Here is a 21,545-nt window from a genome sequence, read left to right as displayed (position 1 = left end):
GTATAAACATGGACGTTATTATTCAAAAAATTCACCAGCTCACTCCGACTATTCGTGCATTTGAATTGGTTGCAGCAAATGGTACGGAGCTGCCGAGTTTTGAAGCAGGTGCACATATTGATGTGCATCTGAAAAATGGCCTCACCCGTCAGTATTCACTGTCAAACTGCTGCACTGAAAAACATCGCTATGTCATTGGTGTTTTACATGATGCCAATTCACGCGGTGGCTCACGTTGCATCCACACTGAATATCGTGAAGGCGACCATTTAAAGATTGGTGAACCACGCAATTTATTTGAGATTCACCCTCAAACAAAACAGGCAGTTTTATTTGCTGGTGGTATTGGTATTACCCCTATTTTGTCGATGGCATATCGACTTAAGTCGGCCAATATTCCTTTTGAATTGCACTACTTTGTTCGTAGTCATGAAATGATTGCTTTCTATGGCAACTTAACCGAGCACTTTGGTGACCAAGTCCATTTTCATATTCAAGATCAGCCAGACACTGAATGTAATATGGCAGAGGTTTTAGCCCAAACTTCACCACATAGACACTTATATGTGTGTGGGCCTACAGGGTTTATGCAGTTTGTCATGAACGCGGCCGAACAAGCAGGTTGGCATAGCGAACAGTTACATCAAGAGCATTTTGTCGCGCAAAAAGTAGATACGTCCAACAATGAAGCTTTTACTATTGAATTGAAAGGTACGGGCCGCCGAATTGAAGTATTACCAGAGCAGACTGCAACAGAAGCATTAATTGCAAATGGTTTTGATATTCCTGTTTCATGTGAACAAGGCATTTGCGGCACTTGTATTACCCGCGTTGTAGAAGGTATACCTGATCATCGGGATCTATTTATGACTGATGAGGAGCATGCTTTAAATGATCAGTTTACGCCCTGCTGTTCTCGTGCAAAAACTAAACATCTTGTAATTGAGCTTTAACTCGAAAGTTCCTTTATTCAAAAATAAAGGAACTTTTCACTTTAAGCGCTGAGAACATTTCTTAGCGTTTCACCTAAAATCACCACACTACTGTGTTCACGCATTAAAGTTTCAGCACGCCCTGCCTGACGATGTACCAATGCATCGAAAATCGAACAATGCTGTAAATGCGCATAGTGCAAACGACGATATTCCGATAAAGCTTGGTTCTGGTCATAGGTAATAGCTTGAGCAGAAGCCATCGGTAATTGGTTGTTTTTTGCTAAGGCTTGTATGAGTGCAACGTTTTGCGCACCTTCAATAATGGTGTCATGAAAAATGACATTAAAATGGTGATAACGTTCCAGTTCAGCATCACCAAACTCGTCTTTATCATTAAAGAGTTTTTCAGTTTCCTGAATGCAATGTTGCAGCGTCTTTTTCTGTTCTTCGCTTAAGCCTTGTTCTGCCAAAGTTTTTGCAGCCAACCCTTCCAGCACACCGCGAACTTCAAGTGCGTCATGCACCAGTTTTCCGGAAATTTCACGAACCGTGTAACCACGAGTTGGGTTTTTAATGAGGAGACCTTCTTGTTCGAGCAACCGAAAGGCTATACGAACAGGCTGGCGTGAAACGCCAAGTAACTCGGCAGTAGGAATCTCGGCAATTCTGGCACCGCCTTCAAGTTCCCCTGAAATAATCATTTTTCTTAGTTTTAGTAAAACTTGTTGTCCTGAAGACATTCGTTGCCACACATCATCAAAAACGTCACTTCGATGCTAGCAAGTTCATTTGCAAAATGAAATCAATTTTCTGTGTGAATCAGTACTTAGCAATTTATCTCAACCTAAACAAATACACTTATTTAAAATTTTTAAGATTATTGACCATAATATCGAGGTTATTTCGAATTAAATAAGCTAAGTTAATATCAATACCTTCAAGCATTTTTTCTTCGACTTTTAAAACCACTTCATTGCATTTATTTAACTTTTCAATCCCGCTTTCGGTCAGGGTAATTAAAATACGGCGGCCATGTGTTGGGTCAGGTTTTTTCTCAATCCAACCATTTACCAGTAAATCTTGCAAAATTTTGTTGGCAGATTGCGGCTTTATGAAAGAACGCTCAGCAAGCTTGGCATTGGATAAATTACTTTTTGAAGCTAAAACAGAAAGTGCAGTAAATTGCGGCAAGGTAATTTCAAGCTCTTTTAAATGTTCTGTTAAATGTTTACTAATAATTCGGTCAACACGAGCAATCATGTAACTTAACTTAGGCTCATCTTCTACTTTTTTTGGAACTAAATTCGAACGTACCATAACCTTTCAATCATCATAAGAAAAACTGTAGTGAAAGTATGAGGATCTACCCCATACTTTCGTTAAAACTTAGCGAGCACCTGAGCTTTGTACTAAATGTACAGGCTGTTTAGGTTTTTTGACAAGAAGTAATGCAGAGATCGCTGCAATTAAAATCACTGGAATGCTTGAACCAATCACGATGGTCGAGCTTTGTCCAAGCGAGAGTAAAAAACCAGCCATTAAAGGCCCAGCAAAAGAACCTATACGGCCAATTGCAACTGCTGAACCTACTCCTGTTCCCCGCATTTCAGTTGGATAATACATTGCTGCCAGACCATACAAAGCGGATTGTCCACCTACAATAAATAAGCCACAACCCACTGCCGAAAGTGCAAGTAAAGCCACTGTCGGAGAAATTGCTAAACAGCACAGTGAGAATAAAATGCCGAGATAAATCAGCTTAATCACAAAGCTCATGCGTAATTTATCAAGCAATACACCCATTAAGATTGAACCTAAAATTCCGCCAACGTTGTAGCCCATCTGTACGTAGTTTGCCTGTAGTTTTGATAGGCCTTGCGCACCCATCAGCAATGGCAACCAGTTCAACAAGAAATAAAGTACCACTAGCGTGCAGAAAAAACTGACCCAAAGCTGAATGGTTGACATACGACGCTCTTTCGCAAATAAAACTTCCAAGAATGGTGTCGTTTTTTGCGCTTGAACTTTACGTTGCAGGTAATCATTTGACTCAGGTAAAAAGCGCATAATCAGTGGAATGAGTAAAATAGGTGCAATCCCACCAATATAGAAAATATGACGCCACTCTGCATCGCCTGCCAATGACATAGCAACAACAGAAGTGAGTAATCCGCCAAAAGGAATGCCGCTATACATGATGCTAACAGCAGTACCTTTGTGCTGGTCAGGTACAGCTTCAGAGGCAAGTGTAATCATCATTGGTAATGCCCCACCCATTCCTAAACCTGTACAAAAACGAATGAGTAATAGCAAACTGAAGTTAGCAGCATAAGCCGTTAGCAAAGACATAATTCCAAAAAGTAAAATACTAAAAATCAGAATTTTCTTACGCCCGACAATATCGGCAAACCGACCGCCTAATATTGCACCTGGTAACGTTCCTAAAATTGCAGCACTAAATGCCCACGCCATCTGGGCATTGTCTAACATGAACTCAGCCCGCATTCGTGGAGCGGCTACCCCCATTGATTGAAGATCAAACCCTTCAAAAATTGCTATGGCAAAGCACAGTAGCAACGTGATTTTTGCCCTTGAAGGCTGTCCTGATATTTTTTCCATTGTGTTGTCCTTTATTGACTAGTCGTTCCATTTAGCCCTTTGTGTATTGTTGTTTAAACACACCAAAAAATATCAGTTAAACTTACTAAAAAATCAACATATTTTTATATTAAATTAATTTAAAAAATAATTAGTATTTAAAATACAATGAATTAAAAAATATTTATGAAATTTTATAAAAAAGACTTGAATGTAAGTTTAACTGATATTAGATTAAATCCCAGAACAGCTAAAAATCATTCAAGGAGTATGAAGATGAGTTATGAAAACCGCTGGGAAACAGTAGATGTTAAAGTTGAAGAAGGAATTGCATGGGTCACCCTGAACCGCCCAGAAAAGAAAAATGCCATGAGCCCAACACTCAATCGCGAAATGATTGATGTGCTCGAAACTCTTGAGCTTGATCAAGATGCGCGTGTTTTAGTTTTGACGGGTGCTGGTGACTCTTGGACAGCGGGTATGGATTTGAAGGAATATTTCCGTGAAGTCGACACTCAGCCTGAAATTTTCCAAGAACGTATTCGCCGTGACTCTTGTCGCTGGCAGTGGCAACTTCTTCGTATGTATTCAAAACCAACTATTGCAATGGTTAACGGCTGGTGTTTCGGAGGCGGTTTCTCACCATTAGTAGCATGTGATCTTGCAATTGCAGCAGATGAAGCAACCTTTGGTTTATCTGAAATTAACTGGGGTATCCCACCGGGCAACCTTGTAAGTAAAGCAATGGCAGATACCGTAGGTCATCGTGCATCTTTGTACTACATCATGACGGGTAAAACCTTTAGTGGTAAAGAAGCTGAAACCATGGGCCTTGTGAATAAAAGCGTACCGCTTGCCCAATTAAAAGCAGAAGTGACTGAACTTGCAAATTGCTTACTTGAGAAAAACCCTGTGGTTCTTCGTACCGCTAAAAATGGATTTAAGCGTTGTCGTGAACTCACTTGGGATCAAAACGAAGACTACTTATATGCCAAACTTGATCAATGTATCCATCGCGATACAGAAAATGGTCGCCAAGAAGGTTTGAAACAATTCTTAGATGAAAAATCAATTAAACCGGGTTTACAGAGCTATAAACGTACTGGTTAACTTTTGATTCTTTAATGGCAATGTAAGGACGCAACCCATGCAAAATGTACAGTTACTTATTCACGGTCGATCTGTTGATGCATCAAATCAGGCAACTTTTGAACGTATCAGTCCAATTGATGGCACAGTAGCAACTAAAGCTGCTGCTGCAACACTGGAAGATGTTGATCGTGCCATCGATTCAGCGCAGCAAGCTTTTAAAGTATGGTCGAAACTCTCGCCTACCGAGCGTCGTTTACGCTTATTAAAAGCAGCCGATTTAATGGACCAAAAGACCGAGCAATTCATTGAAACTGGAATGCAAGAAACAGGTTCAACTGCAACATGGTATGGGTTTAACGTTCACCTTGCTGCCAACATGTTACGTGAAGCCGCAGCAATGACCACACAAATTGACGGAAGTCTGATTCCGTCAGATGTGCCGGGCAATCTTGCAATGGGTGTGCGAGTTCCTTGTGGGGTGATTGTAGGGATCGCACCTTGGAATGCGCCTGTAATTTTGGCAACACGTGCGCTTGCCATGCCTTTGGCTTGTGGTAACACGGTAGTGTTAAAAGCATCGGAAGCCTGCCCAGCAACACATCGTCTCATTGGTGAAGTGTTACATGAAGCAGGTCTGGGTGAAGGTGTGGTGAATGTGATTACGCATGCCGCTGAAGATGCACCACAAATCGTAGAGCGTTTAGTCTCTCATCCAGCCGTGAAGCGCATTAATTTTACCGGTTCAACCAAAGTCGGCAAAATTATTGCCGAGACTGCTGCTAAATATTTAAAACCTGTTTTACTTGAATTGGGTGGTAAAGCCCCTGTTGTGGTTTTAAATGAAGCTGACATTAATGAAGCCGTAAATGCAGTCGCTTTTGGAGCATTCTTTAATCAGGGTCAAATTTGTATGTCGACCGAACGTGTTTTGGTTCAAGATAAAATTGCTGACCAGTTTATTGAAAAGTTGATTGAGAAAACCCGTTCTATTCAGGCAGGTAATCCAACCTCAAAAGACAATGTATTGGGTGTTTTAGAAAGTCGCCGCGCTGCAAACCGTATTCAACATTTGCTAGAAGATGCCCAAAACAAAGGTGCTGACTTACCTTTAGGCATTCATATTGAAGACACCACCATGCAACCGACGCTGGTGCTCAATATTAAACCTGACATGCTGCTTTACCGCGAAGAATCATTTGGACCTGTATGCACAGTTCAACGCTTTTCAAGCATTGAAGAAGGTATAGCACTGGCGAATGACAGCGAGTTCGGTCTTTCTTCAGCAGTGTTTAGTCAGAATATTTCGCAAGCATTAGAAGTCGCTCAACAAATTGATTCGGGTATTTGTCACATTAACGGCGCAACCGTACATGACGAAGCTCAAATGCCATTTGGCGGAACAAAATCGAGTGGTTACGGACGTTTTGGTAGCAAAGTCTCTGTTGCCGAATTTACCGAACTACGCTGGATCACCATTCAGACCCAATCACGTCATTACCCGATTTAGTCAGGCTAATGCGGACAACAACATATTAAATAAAAATTGCATGATGCAAAAAATAAAGCGCAGTGATGCGCTTTCCATGGAGTGAAAGAAATGCAAATGAATGCCACTCAATCACAAGACCGCGAACGGTTCGTAAAATTAGGGCAACATGATATTCATTATCACCATAAAGATGACACGCTCTATATCAGCCCAAAAGAGCAATTAAAACCGTATCCACAAAAACTTACAGATCGGTTAATTCATTTTGCACAAACCAAACCCGACCATATTTTTGCAGCAAAACGCAATGCTCAAGGCGAATGGGTCAAACTGAGTTATGCAGAAGTTCTACAACGCGCATGGCACATTGCTCAAGCTTTGCATGACCGTAATTTAAGCGAAGAACGACCACTCATTATTTTAAGTGGCAATGATCTGGAACATTTAACACTTTCTATGGGTGCCATGCTAGCGGGTGTGCCTTTCTCGGCTATTTCACCCGCCTACTCTCTGATCTCTCAAGACTTTGGCAAACTCAAACATGTGTTTGAAGTGCTGACACCTGGTATGGTTTATGCCAGCGATGGACAAGCTTTTGCCAAAGCGATTCAGGCATGTATTACATCCGATATTGAAGTGGTAACCAATAAAGGTATTGTAGGCGATCAGATCTGCACGTCTTTTCAATCGCTGTTAGATACGCCAGTTTCAAATGTTCAAGAGTTTTACCAAACCCTTGATGAAAACCAGATTGTCAAATTCTTATTTACATCAGGTTCAACTAAATTACCTAAAGCTGTACCGACCACACATTTAATGTTGTGTGTTAATCAGCAAATGTTATTGCAGACTTTCCCTGAGTTTGAAGAAACACCGCCTGTCCTACTCGACTGGCTATCTTGGCACCACACCTTTGGTGGCAGTCACAATGTCGGTATTGCGCTCTATAACGGCGGTACCATTTACATTGATGACGGCAAACCCGTTGCAGGAAAATTTGACGAAACCATTCGTAATCTCAAAGAAATTTCTCCAACAGTTTATTTAAATGTGCCAAAAGGTTGGGAAGAACTCACCGAAGCTTTAGAAAAAGATAAAGAATTAAGAGACCGCTTTTTTGCCAAAGTTAAAATTCTATTCTTTGCAGGTGCAGCGCTTTCAGAAGCGGGCTGGAACAGACTTGATAAAATTGCTCAGCAACATTGCGGAGAAAAAATTCGCATTATGAGCGGATTGGGTATGACCGAAACTGCTCCCTCTTGTGCTTTTACCACTGGTCCACGCGTGATGGCTGGCTTTATTGGCTACCCTGCTCCGGGATGCGAAATTAAGCTAGTGCCATGTGGTGACAAACTTGAGTTTTGTGTTCGTGGCAAACATGTCATGAAAGGTTATTGGCGCTTAAAAGCAGACCAACAAAGTACTATTTTCGATGATGAAGGCTTTTTCCATACGGGCGATGCTGTTCGTTTGGTCGATGTGAATGATCCAACTAAAGGCCTAATGTACGACGGACGAATTGCTGAAGACTTTAAACTTAATACGGGCACTTTTGTGAATGTCGGCACACTACGCAACAAAGTACTGATTCAAGGTAATTTACTGATTCAAGATGTCTGCATTACAGGTTCAAACCTAAATGCTGTTGGCTTTCTGATTTTTCCAAAATTAGAAGCATGTGCTCAACAAGCTGGTCTTAAGCTGGGCGAACATTCTGCAACAGAGATATTACAACACCCTAAAGTCCAGCAATGGTTCCGCCAATTTTTAACGACCTTTAATAAAGATGCGACTGGCAGCTCAAATACAGTCTCAATGCTTTATTTAATGACCGAGCCACCTCAACTCGATGCAGGCGAAGTGACCGATAAAGGCAACCTCAATCAAAGCAGTATTACGAAACGTCGTGCCGCTTTAATTGATGAGCTTTATCAAAAGCAGACTGATAACCCACTGATTATTCGGGTGCCCACCTTAAAGCAATAAGCAATTGAAATAAAAAAGGAAGCTCAAACTTCGGTTTGGGCCTTAGCCTCACTTTTGCCTAAAAAAGGTTCAACATGCCACACGATACAGAATTTGAACTATTTCGGGACAGCTATCGCAGGTTCTTAAAAGAACAAGTTGCCCCGTATTACGAACAGTGGGAACACAATGGCCTTATCCCACGTGATTTATGGCTTCGTCTTGGGGAAAATGGTTTTTTGTGTGTTGATGTACCTGAGGAATATGGCGGTTACGGCGCTCCTGTTCATTACTCCCTCATGCTGGTTCAAGAAACGGCTCAAGCGGGCTTTGCGTCTTTAGCTGTTGCCATTGGCGGGCAAAATGAATTGGTTTCTCCTTACCTGCAAAATATCGGATCCGAAGAGCAAAAACGCTATTGGTTACCGAAAATGGTGACAGGTGAAGTCGTCACTGCAATTGCCATGACCGAAGCCAATGCTGGTTCAGACCTACAGGCTATACGCACTCAGGCCATTTTAGAAAATGATCATTACCGTATTAATGGTTCAAAAACCTTTATTTCGAATGGATTACATGCCGACCTGATTGTTTTGGTGGCAAAAACTGACCCTCAAGCTAAAGCAAAAGGCATTTCAATATTATTAGTTGATGCTGCTTTAGACGGCGTTAAAAAAGGTCGCTCTTTACAAAAAATCGGGCTGCATGCCCAAGATACAGCCGAACTATTTTTTGATGATGTTTGTGTGCCGGCAACTCAGCGTTTGGGTGAAGAAGGACAAGGCTTTGCCTATTTAATGCAAGAGTTACCTCGCGAACGTTTAAGCATTTCAATGATGGCTTTGGGGGCAATTTTAGGCGCCATCGAACTGACCAAAGACTATGTGCTGGAACGTAAAGCTTTCGGGCAACCTTTAAGCCAAATGCAAAACACGCGCTTTGTTCTCGCAAATGCGCAAATCAAAGCCAAAGCCACTCAAGCTTTTGTAGACCAATGTGCAGCGCTGTATCAACAACACCAGCTAAGCGTGACTCAAGTTGCCGCACTGAAATGCTTTATTACCGATGTCCAATGTGAAGTGATTGACCAATTACTTCAGCTTTTTGGTGGCTACGGTTACATGCAGGAATACCCGATTTCACGCTTTTTTGTGGATGCGCGGGTACAAAAAATTTATGGGGGAACCAATGAAATTATGAAAGAAATCGTCGCCCGAGAACTGCTCGGAAAATAATTCGATTTAAAAACCAAACAAGGCAGACACAACAACTATGCCTTGTTGAAAACAAAAAATGTTATTTCAGGAAGAAATGCTATGTCGAAATTATGGATGTACTCTACCCTCATGCTCTCTGGTTCAGTGTGGGCTGGCAATTTTATTGACAACAGTTCAGTAGAACTCACCACGCGAAATTTCTATTTTGACCGCGACTACCAAGAGCAATCTGCTTACCCTGCTGCCAAGGACTGGACACAAGGGTTTATTCTTAAAGCCAATTCAGGTTATACCGAAGGAACTGTCGGTTTTGGGCTGGATGTGCTTGCAACGGCAGGCTTTAAACTCGATGCCGATGCCGAGCATGGCGGTACAGGAAACTTACCTAGAGATACGCGAACCAACGAACCTGCCGACTCTTATGGCGAAATTGGAGTCACAGCAAAAGCTAAAATGAGCCAGACCGAACTACGCATCGGTACATTAATGCCAATGAACCCTGTTTTAGTGGCGTCACCTGCTCGTTTGCTTCCTCAAACCTATAGAGGCATTTCACTGACCAGTAAAGATATTAAAGATTTTGATTTACAGGCAGCCTATCTCGATAAAGTGAATCATCGTGATTCGACCAACTATGAAAAAATTAAAATTTCTGGGGTAAATGGAAGATTTAAAAGTGCGGAAACGGATGGACTCTATTATTTAGGTGGAAACTATCAGTTTAATCCTGCATTGAAGCTCACCGCTTTTTACATGGATGTTGATGACCTTTATAACCAAACCATGGTCGGCGCACTACATCAACACAAAATTAATGACACCACCAACTTTAGTTCACAATTACGATACTACCGCAGCCGCGATGATGGACAAGCAAAAGCAGGTTTAGTCGATAATGACCTTTATCATGCGCATTTCGAACTTAAACATCAAAACCATAAATTTATTTTTGGCACCTTCCAACATCACGGCGACACCGCTTTTCCGTATTTGACCGGAGGTGAAACTGGACTTCTTATTGATACATGGCCGGGCGAGTTTTTAAACCCAAAAGAAAAAGCCTATAGCTTCCGTTATGAATATGACTTTAAAGATTATGTTCCGGGTTTACGTTTTATGACCCGTTACACCACAGGTCACAATATTTATGCACCCAATTTAGGCGGAACCAATCTAAAAGAACGCGAAACAGACTTTGATTTAGGCTACACCATTCAAAGTGGCTGGTTAAAAAATTTAGGGTTACGCGCGCGCTATGCCATTTATGACAACAACATGCTCTCTACAGCCAATATCAAACCTGTAAACGAAACCCGTCTCAACATCGACTACACATGGAAATTTAAATAATTCAAAACAGGAGGTTCTATCACACATAGAACCTCTTTTTATTTTCGGGAAATAAATAATTCAGCATGGAGCCTTCATTATGGATCAAAAAACTTTAGAACACTTACCGCCCATCCATCACCAATTGGGTGGACATAATATCCATTGGAATGACAAAAACACTGAACTTAACATCCACTACACAGCGCTAGAAAGCTTTACCAATCCACGCGGCACCGTTGAAGGCGGCATAATCTGCGCCATGCTTGACGATGTGATGGGACTTTTTGCATATCTCGCCAATGACCGTAAACCAGCCACCACCATCAACTTAACAATGGATTTTTTAAGGCCCTGTGCTGTAGGTGAAGTCATTACAAAATGCCGATTCATTAAACAAGGCAAAACTGTACTAAATCTTGAAAGTGAAGCTTGGCAAAACAACAAAATGATTGCACGAAGCACAGCTAATTTTCTAGTTTTAGATTAATTGCAAACATTCATTCAATAAGGATATGAATAAATGAATTACATCAACAATAAACGAATTTTGATGCATTCCGCTTTAGTGCTTGCCATGCTTGGTTCTTTGGCAGGCTGTGGAAGTGATAATGATGACACAACGGTTCCGTCAACAACCAAACCACCGCAGTTATCTCCTGCTGTTGGCGTAAAAATGACAGGAAGCTGTTCAGACTTACTCGGATTTCAGTACAACAATACCGTTATTAGCTCAGCTACCCTTCAAGAAGCAGGTACATTGACTGTCACCAACAAACCGATTGGCGCACATTGTTTGGTTAAAGGTTATATGGACCAACGTGTAAGTTCTGTCGATGGACAAACCTATCAAATTGGTTTTGAAATGCGTTTACCAATAGACTGGAATGGCCGTTTTCTCTATCAAGGTAATGGCGGAACCGATGGCAATTTAGTCCCTGCAACAGGTCAGGTCGGCAGTGGTGGTCCACTGACCAATGCCCTGCATGATGGTTTTGCTGTTATTTCCTCCGACGCTGGACATAACGCTTCACAAAATCCAATGTTTGGCTTAGACCCTCAAGCCAGAATTAACTACGGCTACGGAGCCATTACCAAACTCACGCCTATGGCAAAAAACCTAATTAAAGCCGCCTATGGTAAATTGCCAGACCGCTCCTATGCAGGCGGTACATCTAATGGTGGGCGTCATGCCATGATTGCCGCAACCCGTTTGGGCGACCAATATGATGGAATTTTAGCAAGCACACCAGGTTTTCATTTACCTCGTGCAGCTGCAGCCCAACTCTACACCGCACAACAGCTTCGTCGTGTCGCAACAGATGAAAATGACTTAAGTACCACCCTGACCCTTTCAGAGCGTAAAGTTTTAGCAAAAGCGATTTTAGATCGATGCGATGCTTTAGACGGTGTTGCAGATGGACTGGTTCAAGACGTTGAGGCTTGCCGTACAGCTTTTGATATTCACAAAGATGTACCCGTTTGCTCAAGCACAAGAGATGGTACTTGTTTAAGCACCGAACAAATTGATGTATTAGCCAACATTTACCGTGGTCCTGTAAATTCGGCTGGACAAGCACTCTATGCAACCCAACCTTTCGACCCCGGTTTAGTCGGCAGTAACTGGGCAAGCTGGAAATTCGAATCTTCGGTGGGAACAGCACGTGACCCCGTTGCAGTCGGCATTCTTTTTCAGGTTCCACCAGACCCAACTGTGACTCAAAACTCTAGACAATTTGCCTTTAATTTTAACTTCGATACCGACTATCCAAAACTCTCGGCAACCAATGATGTTTATACCGAAAGTTCCATGTCATTCATGATGCCACCCGATGAATTGAATCTAGATAAACTCCGTAATCACGGTGGAAAAATGATTGTGGTACAAGGCACAGCAGACGGCGTTTTCTCTGTAGATGACACCCAAAATTGGTACGATCAACTGCTACAACACTATAAAAATGATGCAAAAGGTACAGCACCTGAATTTGCACGTTTCTTTAGAGTTCCGGGCATGAACCATACCCGTGATGGCATTGCGACCGACCAATTTGATGCATTGACTGCTTTAGTTAACTGGGTGGAATATGGGCAAGCACCTGACAAAATCATTGCAACTGCACGCGGCGCAGGTAACCCGAGTGGACAAGTGAATACTGAGCTTCCACAAGACTGGGCGCCAGACCGCACCCGTCCACTTTGTCCTTACCCACTGATTGCCCGTTACAATGGTCAAGGTGATAGCGAAAAAGCCGAAAATTTTAGCTGTAAATAGCACCCTAAAAATTAAAAGAGAGCTGACCTAGGCTCTTTTTTTATTTTAATAAATATCACTATTAAATCATTATCAAATGATATTTCGTCCAATGCCTGCATCGCTGCTAAGATAACACCGAAAACCAAAAACTCATTTCGATATGCAAAATCAGACTGCTTCAAATCTCCACTCTACACAACTTGGAAAAGCACTGCTTTGTCTTATGACATCGGCATTATTATTTTCCATTATGGGTGTGTGCATTCGTTTTGCTTCACAAACGGTAGACAACGCGACCGTCGTATTTTTTAGAAATGCTGTAGGTTTATTTATTTTTATTCCGATGCTGTTTAAACAGGGCTTAGACTTCGTTAAAACCGATAAACTCTGGATGCACACGTGGCGAAGTCTAGTGGGACTTGCTGCTATGTATGGCTTTTTCTATGCGATTGCTAACTTAAAACTCTCAAATGCTATGGTTTTTAGTTATTCATCCCCTATCTTTATTCCACTGATTGCATGGCTTTTCTTAAAAGAAAAAATTACCAAATCGATGATTTTTGCCGCTGTGATTGGCCTCGTTGGGGTTTTATTTGTTGCTAAACCCGACCAAGGTTTATTTAACGCACTATCTTTTATTGGCTTGGGTGCATGCTTTTTATCAGCAATGGCTTTTGTCACCGTAAGAGCTTTAACCAGTACAGAGCCGCCTGAGCGTATTGTTTTTTACTTCTGTGTTTTTGGTAGTTTAATTTCCTCTATTCCAATGTTTTGGCATTGGCGTATTTTCACTTGGCACGAATTAAGCCTACTGATTGCAGCAGGACTTTTAGCTAATATTAGCCAACTATTTATGTCTTATGCTTATAGCCTAGCGCCAGCAGGCCAAATTGGCCCAATGAACTATATTGCTATTATTTTTGCAGGAGTTTGGGGATTTGTTTTTTGGCATGAATTACCGGATCTATTCAGTATTATCGGTATATTTATTATTTTATTTGCCATTTTACTCTGTAATCCATTTTTACAGAAAAAGTTACTTTCTCGATTTAAGTAGCAACCAAACTTGATTTTAATTTTGGTACTGTATTCGATACTCATTCGGTGAAACGCCTGTCCAGTGACGATAGGCTTTTCTAAAATTAGAAGTATCTGAAAAGCCAATTCTTTCGGCAATTTCATCTACGGTTAAAGTGGTTTCTCGTAAATATTCATCTGCAAGACGGCGCCGAGTTTCATCTAACAGTTCTTGATAGGTTAAATCAAAACCTGCCAAACGCCTGTGTAAAGTACGCTTTGAGATATGTAACCGTTCAGCCATTTCTTGAGCTGATGGAAAAAGACCTGTTCCATCCAATAATATTAAACGGATCGTTTTCACCAACTCAGGCTCTTCAAGTTCAGCTGCACCAAGCATCCGCTCACAAAATGACTTACACATGTCCGCAGTAATCGGGTTGGCATTTGGGCAAGGTACATCGAGCCATTTTAAATCAAAGTGCCATTGCATCACCCCAGCATTAAACTGAATGGGACAATGAAAAACTTTTTCATATTCTTCTGCATAATCAGGTGCTGGGTATGGCAATAAAAGCTTCTTCGCTTGAAATGGTCCTTCAAGCACGCGTTCAATTAAGGTTTGCATTGAACTAAACCAAAACTCGCACACCAAAGGCAGAAGTTTACCCAGTGCAATAATGTCCTGCCCTTCAAAAACGGCAACATCATCTCGAATATAAAAAGACTTCTTTAAAATAGGCCCTGCAAGCTTAATATGTCGAATGCCAAGCTCGACTGCTTGTCTAAAATTACGCGAAGAATATAACGCATAGCCATACACTCCAAAATCTGACAACCGCTGCTTTTGTCCTGCGCGTAGTCCAATTAATGGATCGTGAGATAGTTTTTGAATATTTTGAAATAACTGAATTTTTGGAACTTGAGAAATATATAAAGAAGGCTGATTTATAGCATCTGTCGAAATATTTGTGCCAGACAGAACTTCTGATATTGAATGGCCTTGCGAACCCATTTCATCGAATAAACTGGTCAAACCCAGCAAATATGTATTGGCACCTAAGGATGTATTATCATAATTTCCTTCAATAACACTATTTGCATTTTTATAAATATTTTTAGGCATTTAACTCACACCATCCCTAGAGTGACGTGCATAATGGCACTAAACTACCTCTTGTTGTCTCAATTTAACATCGACCATACGACGCTTCAAGCATAAAGTATGATAAGCAAAAGTATGGAAGGAACAATAATGGAAAGCTCCACTTTAAAAGAATATAACGGCTCTGCCACTGAACATATGGAACTTATTTTTTCCAAACAACGTGCCAATTTTGAGGCAGATCCCTACCCAAGCCTTGAAGCACGCCGCACAAAGCTACATCAACTCAAAAAACAAATTATTCGCTATCAAGATGCTTTAGCTGCTGCGATTAATGCTGACTTTAGCTCAAGATCACTTGATGAATCCAAACTACTAGATTTGCTTGGCTCTGTGTTAGAGGCTGATCATGCAATTCATCATTTACGCCGCTGGATGCGTCCAAGTAAACGCCGTACCGAGCTTTTATTTTTATCAAACCGTTTAAGTGTGCAATACCAACCTAAAGGCGTAGTTGGTGTGATTGTACCTTGGAATTTCCCGGTTTATTTAGCACTTGGCCCACTCATTGCTGCTTTGGCTGCGGGTAACCGAGTCATGATTAAACTCCCTGAAATTACCCCAAATACCAACGCAATGCTTCGACGTATGCTAGCTGAAGTCTTTAACGAAGATGAAGTGGCGGTTTTTGGTGAAGAAATTACAGACCCAGCAAGATTTACCTCTTTGCCATTTAATCATATTGTCTTTACGGGTTCTCCTGCGATTGGCAAAGTCGTCATGCGAGCAGCAGCTGAAAACTTAACACCTGTTACACTTGAGTTAGGTGGTAAATCTCCTGCAATTGTAAGCCGCAACTACCCGCTTGCCGATGCGGCAAAACGTATTACGCATGGTAAAGCAACAAACAGTGGTCAAATATGTGTAGCACCTGACTATGCGTTGGTTCCTAAAGAAAGTATTGATGAATTTGTAGAAGCTGCAAAATCAAGCTTTATAAAAATGTTTGGTCAAAGCATTGAAAATAATGAGAATTACACATCGATTGTAAATGACCGTCATTTAAAACGTATTCAAGATATTTTGATCGATGCGCAAGAAAAAGGTGCTCGTGTTATTCCTTGCGACACTTACAGCTTCGACCAACAAGGCCGTAGAATGCCTGTACAGATTGTGCTGAATTGCACACCAGATATGCGCATTATGAAAGAAGAACTCTTTGGCCCTATTTTGCCTGTGGTGGCTTATGATTCTTTAGATGATGCGATTACCTATGTGAAATCGGACGAGCGACCATTAGCTCTTTATTGCTTTACACATAGCTCGGTAGAACGTGATCGTATTTTACGTGAAACTCATTCGGGTGGTGTGACCATTAATGACTGGGGTTGGCATGTAGTTAACCATGATGCTCCTTTTGGTGGTATCGGTAACTCAGGCATGGGGTCATATCATGGCGAAGAAGGTTTCCGCGAACTTTCTCATGCAAAAACTGTATTTATTCGTCATCGGTTTTTCCCGACTCAGCTTTTCCACCCTCCTTATGGAACATTCCTACAAAAATTAGCGATTCGCTTTTTTTTGAAAAAAGGTGATCCAAATATTAAATAAAGTATATAAAAAAAGCCTCGTAATGAGGCTTTTTTATCGGGTTTAAAATAATAAAATTTCTAATAAAACCACTAAAATTTATTTAAATATAATCAACTTTTTGTGCTTTTAAAATATCAAGCTGCAACATCTTTTTCTTTTTATATTTATAGGCAATAAATAAACCAACAAACCATACTGGTGAAAACTCTAAAGCAATCAGCGTATCATGATCTAAAGCTAAAATAACGATAGTAAAAACTAAAAATAACATGGTTAACCATGCCATAAATAAGCCACCCGGCATTTTATATTTTGACTTGATATGTAATTCAGGACTTTTCTTACGATAATAAATATATGACATCACAATCAGCATAAATGTAAAAATACATAAAATTGAAGTGAGTGCTGAAATAATCGTAAATGCAGTCATAACATTTGGAACAATAAATAAAATAGAAGTTCCAAGCGTTACACAAGCCATTGAAAAGACGAGTCCTCGAATTGGAACTTTTCTTTTAGATAATTTACTAAAGCTTTTCGGTGCATCATTGTCTAATGCTAAACCGTATAACATACGGCTGGTTGCAAAGATTCCGCTATTTGCTGAAGAAAGAGCTGAGGTTGCGACAACGAAGTTAATTAAACCTGCCGCAATTGGTAAGCCAACTAACGTAAACATTTCCACAAATGGGCTTTTTTCTGGTGAAATTTTTGCCCAAGAGGTAACTGCAATAATACAAACCAATGCACCTACGTAGAACAATAAAATACGTAAAGGAATAGAGTTAATGGCTTTTGGAAGTGAGGTATGCGGGTCTTTGGTTTCAGCAGCAGTTGTACCAACAAGTTCAATACCCACAAACGCAAATATCGCAATTTGGAAGCCAGCCAAGAAACCTGTAACACCATAAGGAAACATAGATTGTGTTTCAAACAAATGGCTGACTGAAGCTTTGACTCCATTCGGAGAAGTAAAGCCCGTACTAATTAAATAAATACCCGCCAAAATAAACAGGATAATTGCGGTAATTTTGATGAGTGAGAACCAAAACTCGAGTTCACCAAACAACCGAACTGCTACAAAGTTGAGTATGGTTAATATGGCTAATGAAGTAAATGCGGGGATCCAGACCGGTAAATCGGGATACCAAAACTGCATGTACCCTCCAATCACAATCACATCGGCAATCGCTGTAATAATCCAGTTACACCAATACGACCAACCCAGAAAAAAACCGGCCCATGGACCTAAATAAGCGGTTGCGAAATCGGCAAATGTTTTAAAATTCGTGTTGGCAAGCAATAATTCACCCATTGCTCGCATCACAAAGAAAAAGAAAAAGCCAATAATTAAATAGGTTAAAATAATTGAAGTCCCGGAAACACTTAATGTTTTTCCAGAACCCATAAATAATCCAGTACCAATTGCACCGCCAATCGCAATCATTTGAATATGACGATTGGTCAATGAGCGTTGCAACTTTTCCTCCTCTTGCTCAGTCATATGCTGACTGCCTAGGAGGTCTCCTTCCAGGAACTGCTTTCCTTTATTATTACTCATGTAATATTAGCTCCAATTTATAGCAACCGTTATAAAGGTTTTAATAATATGAGTGATATAAGCTTCGATTAAGCCGAATAAATCATCTTACCAATATTATTAAAACCACTTATAATTTAGTAAATTCCATTTTTAAATCTTAAAATAGTTATTTAAAACAATAAAATATAAACCATAGAATTATCCCGTTATACCTCATCATCTGAATATCTAAAATGAAATAATAAGTTCCATTCATTCAATTAAGATAATGTATATCCATATCAATTTTTTGACTCAGGGATAATATAATATTCCTCATAAAATGTGGTGAGTTGTAAAAACTCACTGCTTAATTAACCGCCATTTGCAAATGCTGAGTATTTTCCAGCCTATTTACAGCTTTTGATTTTGAAGCCTGTTGAACATTAATACTCAATATACGAACTCCTGCCCCATTTTGAACATTCAAATGTTTAGCCTGCTCTAAACTGAGCTGTATTCGATTTTGATAAGGTGCGCTATACACCACAATTGCCCGATAATTTTCATAATCATCATTGGCAACAATATAAGGTTCATCACCTAGACTTAAATCAGTAGACTCTACAACTTGTACAGTTAAAATCTGACTTTCTTTAATGGCACGTAAATTTTCAATATCGGCCTGTAGTGTTGCTCCGCCATCAAAAATATCGACATAGCCTTTATAGCGAAGCCCTTCTTCTAGCAAAAGATTATAAGCAGGTCGCGTATTTGGATGAACCATACCAATTGCGGCTTTAGCATCGTCTGGCAACATATCGACATAAAGCGGATGTCTCGGCATCAGCTCGGCAATAAAGGCCTTTTGCCCTATTCCGCTTAAATAGTCCGCTTTGGTAAATTCAATATTAAAAAATTTATGACCTACAGCATTCCAAAATGGAGACTGCCCAGTTGCATCTGAATAACCACGCATTTCTGCAACAATGGTTTCTTCAAAGTATTGGCGAAATGCGGACAAAAACAAGAAGCGTACTTTAGATAAAAACTTGCCATTTTTATTTAAGCGATAGTCAGGGTCTAAAAATAACGTACAAAGCTCACTACAGTTAGTATGATCATTACTCAAGTACAAAGTCGGTAAAGCGTTATAAACACTTAAAGGTTCCGAAGCGTGAACTTGAGTACCCACATGGAAGTTATACCAAGGCTCTTTTAAACCGAGCGCGACCTCAATACCGCAAACACCCACGACTTTGTTGAGTTCGGTATCTTCTAAAACAAATAAGTAAACCTGATCTGCTTTTGGTAATTCGCCTGCTACTGTTTTACATGCTCGTTCAATACGTGCAGCCAACTTTTCAATATTTGGCTGCAAAGATGTCAAACCAAAACCCGCTTTTTGAGCCAAAAGATAAAGATCATTAACATCCTTAGGTTCAATGTAGCGAATAATCATCATGCGGCTTGTTCATCCTTTTGAGTTTCTGCAAAGCGAGCAAGTGCACGTTCAAATCGCTTTAAACCTTCATCAATATCGGCAAATGGAATAATTAAAGACGGCGTAAAACGTACAACATTAGGACCAGCAATCAGACTCAGTAAACCTTCTTCACCTGCAAGGTTATTAATATCTTTTGCTTTACCAGCAAACTCGTCTTTTAAAACACATCCGAGCAATAAACCACTGCCACGAATTGTTTTAAAGATTTCATATTTTTCATTTAATTGATTTAAAGCATTTTTATAGTAATCATGACGCTCTTTGACGCCGTTAAGCACTTCTGGTGTATTAATAAACTCGAATACTGCGCCCGCAACCGCACTTGCTAACGGGTTACCACCGTAAGTCGTACCGTGCGTACCTACTGAAAAATGCGGCGCAAATTTATCAGTTGTTAACATTGCACCCACTGGAAAACCACCACCTAGTGCTTTTGCAGTAGTGAGTACATCTGGTGTAACACCATAGTTCATGTAGGCATAAAGTGAACCTGTACGGCCTACACCTGTTTGTACTTCATCAAAAATAAGTAAGGCACCAAACTCATCACATAGTGCGCGTAAACCTTTTAAAAATTCGATGTCAGCAGGAATTACCCCACCTTCACCCTGTACAGGCTCTACAATCACGGCACAGGTTTGTTCATTAATGACTGCTTTGGCAGCTTCTAAATCATTGTAAGCAACATGGCTAATGCCGTTTGGAAGTGGTGCAAAGTCTTGTGAATATTTAGGTTGACCACCTGCTGAAACGGTAAATAAGGTACGGCCGTGGAAAGCATTATTAAATGCCACGATGCCGCTTTTACCCGCAACGCCACTATCGAGCCCAACTTTACGAGCCAGTTTTAATGCTGCTTCATTCGCTTCTGCACCTGAGTTACAGAAGAATACTTTATCTGCAAATGTATTTTCAGTGAGTTGTTTAGCAAGGCGTAGAACTGGTTCATTGGTATAACCATTGCCGACATGCCAAAGTTTTGTTGCTTGTTCTGTTAATGCATTTACTGCCACTGGATGCGCATGACCTAATGCGTTTACTGCAATCCCGCCTGCAAAATCGATATATTCTTTATTTTCTTGATCCCAAATACGTGAACCTTCACCACGTACCGGAATGAAATTTGCCGGTGCAAAAACTGGAACCATCCACTCGTTAAAGTCGCTACGAGAAACTGCAAAATTATTCATTTTATCTAGTCCATTAAATTGAATTATTCGGGTGAGCTAATGTCCCTATTATTCAAAATCAAATTGATTCACAAAATTTGTAATTCAGCAAAAAATGAATTATTTTTTACCAATTTGATAATTGACAATGACATTATGGACAATATTGATCAAATTATTTTAGGTTTACTTAAAGATAACGCACGGATGTCTGTGACCGAGTTAGCCGAAAAAGTTCACGTCTCAAGAGCAACCATTAAAAAGAGAATGGAATATCTTGAGACTTCGGGCATCATTACCGGATATACAGTTCGTTTTAAACCAAATGCCGAACGCAACGTTATCCGTGCATGGATGAGCATTATGGTTGAAGGCACCAAAGCACAATCCGTAATTAAAGAACTACGCTTAGAAAGTGCGGTTGAATGTCTGCATAAAACCAACGGTAAATGGGATATTTTGGTTGAGCTACGTTCCGACACTTTAGAAAACTTCGATAAAGTATTAGAACGAATCAGGAATATTTCAGGTATTTATAACAGTGAAACTAGCATTCTGCTTGCGAGTCATAAGACCTGATAAAGCACTTTAACTTCAAAGAATAAGAATTGATGAGCTAAGCATAAAGTTTGGCTCACCCTCCCATTCCTACAAAGAAATTTCCTTAAGTACCCTCTATGAAAATTAAAAACCATCACAACCATAGTTCATTCTAAAAATCCTCAATAAATTTTTAATTTTTTTTAA

At 40.4% G+C, this 21,545-nt stretch carries 18 protein-coding genes; 11 read left to right on the top strand and 7 right to left on the bottom strand.

Annotated elements, in window-relative coordinates; genetic code table 11:
• The first annotated feature begins 8 nt into the window (after nucleotides 1–8).
• Complete coding sequence (locus tag ACH8JV_RS11380) at nucleotides 9–953, top strand: PDR/VanB family oxidoreductase (RefSeq protein WP_396521316.1); 945 nt, start codon at nucleotides 9–11, stop codon at nucleotides 951–953.
• Nucleotides 954–994: 41 nt separating this feature from the next.
• On the opposite strand, the gene ACH8JV_RS11375 is transcribed toward ACH8JV_RS11380, so the two are convergent.
• From ACH8JV_RS11375 to mhpT, 3 genes are all read right to left on the bottom strand, one after another.
• On the bottom strand, nucleotides 995–1,687 hold the full coding sequence (locus tag ACH8JV_RS11375) for a GntR family transcriptional regulator (protein WP_396521314.1): 693 nt from the start codon (nucleotides 1,685–1,687) through the stop codon (nucleotides 995–997).
• Nucleotides 1,688–1,793: 106 nt separating this feature from the next.
• Nucleotides 1,794–2,252: a MarR family winged helix-turn-helix transcriptional regulator gene (locus ACH8JV_RS11370; RefSeq protein WP_000252459.1), complete on the bottom strand. Its 459-nt coding sequence runs from the start codon at nucleotides 2,250–2,252 to the stop codon at nucleotides 1,794–1,796.
• Nucleotides 2,253–2,321: 69 nt separating this feature from the next.
• A complete protein-coding gene (gene mhpT / locus ACH8JV_RS11365) occupies nucleotides 2,322–3,554 on the bottom strand; it encodes a 3-(3-hydroxy-phenyl)propionate transporter MhpT (protein ID WP_017400394.1) in 1,233 nt (410 codons plus the stop codon).
• Nucleotides 3,555–3,803: 249 nt separating this feature from the next.
• On the opposite strand from mhpT, the gene ACH8JV_RS11360 reads away from it, so the two are divergent.
• From ACH8JV_RS11360 to ACH8JV_RS11325, 8 genes are all read left to right on the top strand, one after another.
• The gene (locus ACH8JV_RS11360; protein WP_170825830.1) at nucleotides 3,804–4,643 is read left to right on the top strand and encodes a p-hydroxycinnamoyl CoA hydratase/lyase; all 840 of its coding nucleotides are present in this window, start codon (nucleotides 3,804–3,806) and stop codon (nucleotides 4,641–4,643) included.
• A gap of 37 nt (nucleotides 4,644–4,680) precedes the next feature.
• Nucleotides 4,681–6,132: an aldehyde dehydrogenase gene (locus ACH8JV_RS11355; RefSeq protein WP_396521311.1), complete on the top strand. Its 1,452-nt coding sequence runs from the start codon at nucleotides 4,681–4,683 to the stop codon at nucleotides 6,130–6,132.
• Between the two features lie 81 nt (nucleotides 6,133–6,213).
• On the top strand, nucleotides 6,214–8,100 hold the full coding sequence (locus ACH8JV_RS11350) for a feruloyl-CoA synthase (RefSeq protein ID WP_396521309.1): 1,887 nt from the start codon (nucleotides 6,214–6,216) through the stop codon (nucleotides 8,098–8,100).
• 74 nt (nucleotides 8,101–8,174) lie between these two features.
• On the top strand, nucleotides 8,175–9,314 hold the full coding sequence (locus ACH8JV_RS11345; protein WP_396521307.1) for an acyl-CoA dehydrogenase family protein: 1,140 nt from the start codon (nucleotides 8,175–8,177) through the stop codon (nucleotides 9,312–9,314).
• An 81-nt stretch (nucleotides 9,315–9,395) separates the two neighbouring features.
• Complete coding sequence (locus ACH8JV_RS11340; RefSeq protein ID WP_252060169.1) at nucleotides 9,396–10,646, top strand: OprD family porin; 1,251 nt, start codon at nucleotides 9,396–9,398, stop codon at nucleotides 10,644–10,646.
• 79 nt (nucleotides 10,647–10,725) lie between these two features.
• Complete coding sequence (locus tag ACH8JV_RS11335) at nucleotides 10,726–11,115, top strand: PaaI family thioesterase (protein ID WP_396521305.1); 390 nt, start codon at nucleotides 10,726–10,728, stop codon at nucleotides 11,113–11,115.
• Between the two features lie 33 nt (nucleotides 11,116–11,148).
• A complete protein-coding gene (locus tag ACH8JV_RS11330) occupies nucleotides 11,149–12,900 on the top strand; it encodes a tannase/feruloyl esterase family alpha/beta hydrolase (protein WP_396521303.1) in 1,752 nt (583 codons plus the stop codon).
• 142 nt (nucleotides 12,901–13,042) lie between these two features.
• Nucleotides 13,043–13,939 (top strand): DMT family transporter, encoded by an 897-nt coding sequence (locus ACH8JV_RS11325; protein WP_396521301.1) that lies wholly within the window; start codon nucleotides 13,043–13,045, stop codon nucleotides 13,937–13,939.
• A 15-nt stretch (nucleotides 13,940–13,954) separates the two neighbouring features.
• On the opposite strand, the gene ACH8JV_RS11320 is transcribed toward ACH8JV_RS11325, so the two are convergent.
• Nucleotides 13,955–15,025: an AraC family transcriptional regulator gene (locus tag ACH8JV_RS11320; RefSeq protein WP_396521299.1), complete on the bottom strand. Its 1,071-nt coding sequence runs from the start codon at nucleotides 15,023–15,025 to the stop codon at nucleotides 13,955–13,957.
• Nucleotides 15,026–15,154: 129 nt separating this feature from the next.
• Between ACH8JV_RS11320 and ACH8JV_RS11315 the strand changes: the two genes are divergently transcribed.
• The gene (locus tag ACH8JV_RS11315) at nucleotides 15,155–16,615 is read left to right on the top strand and encodes a coniferyl aldehyde dehydrogenase (RefSeq protein WP_396521297.1); all 1,461 of its coding nucleotides are present in this window, start codon (nucleotides 15,155–15,157) and stop codon (nucleotides 16,613–16,615) included.
• A gap of 82 nt (nucleotides 16,616–16,697) precedes the next feature.
• On the opposite strand, the gene ACH8JV_RS11310 is transcribed toward ACH8JV_RS11315, so the two are convergent.
• The 3 genes from ACH8JV_RS11310 to ACH8JV_RS11300 form a co-directional block, all read right to left on the bottom strand.
• The gene (locus tag ACH8JV_RS11310; protein WP_396521295.1) at nucleotides 16,698–18,161 is read right to left on the bottom strand and encodes an amino acid permease; all 1,464 of its coding nucleotides are present in this window, start codon (nucleotides 18,159–18,161) and stop codon (nucleotides 16,698–16,700) included.
• Between the two features lie 331 nt (nucleotides 18,162–18,492).
• Complete coding sequence (gene astA / locus ACH8JV_RS11305; RefSeq protein ID WP_396521293.1) at nucleotides 18,493–19,587, bottom strand: arginine N-succinyltransferase; 1,095 nt, start codon at nucleotides 19,585–19,587, stop codon at nucleotides 18,493–18,495.
• Nucleotides 19,584–20,819 carry an aspartate aminotransferase family protein gene (locus tag ACH8JV_RS11300; protein ID WP_396521291.1) on the bottom strand — a complete coding sequence of 412 codons (1,236 nt, stop codon included), beginning with the start codon at nucleotides 20,817–20,819 and terminating at the stop codon, nucleotides 19,584–19,586. The genes astA and ACH8JV_RS11300 overlap by 4 nt, the downstream gene beginning before the upstream one ends.
• A 135-nt stretch (nucleotides 20,820–20,954) precedes the next feature.
• On the opposite strand from ACH8JV_RS11300, the gene ACH8JV_RS11295 reads away from it, so the two are divergent.
• Nucleotides 20,955–21,377: an Lrp/AsnC family transcriptional regulator gene (locus ACH8JV_RS11295; RefSeq protein ID WP_191106786.1), complete on the top strand. Its 423-nt coding sequence runs from the start codon at nucleotides 20,955–20,957 to the stop codon at nucleotides 21,375–21,377.
• The last annotated feature ends 168 nt before the right edge of the window (nucleotides 21,378–21,545 follow it).

Source organism: Acinetobacter sp. ABJ_C5_2, from assembly GCF_044538485.1.
In the GTDB taxonomy this organism is placed as follows: Bacteria; Pseudomonadota; Gammaproteobacteria; order Pseudomonadales; family Moraxellaceae; genus Acinetobacter; species Acinetobacter nosocomialis_A.
The sequence above is the reverse complement of the archived record's forward strand: the minus strand, read 5'-3'. Positions and strand labels throughout refer to the sequence as shown.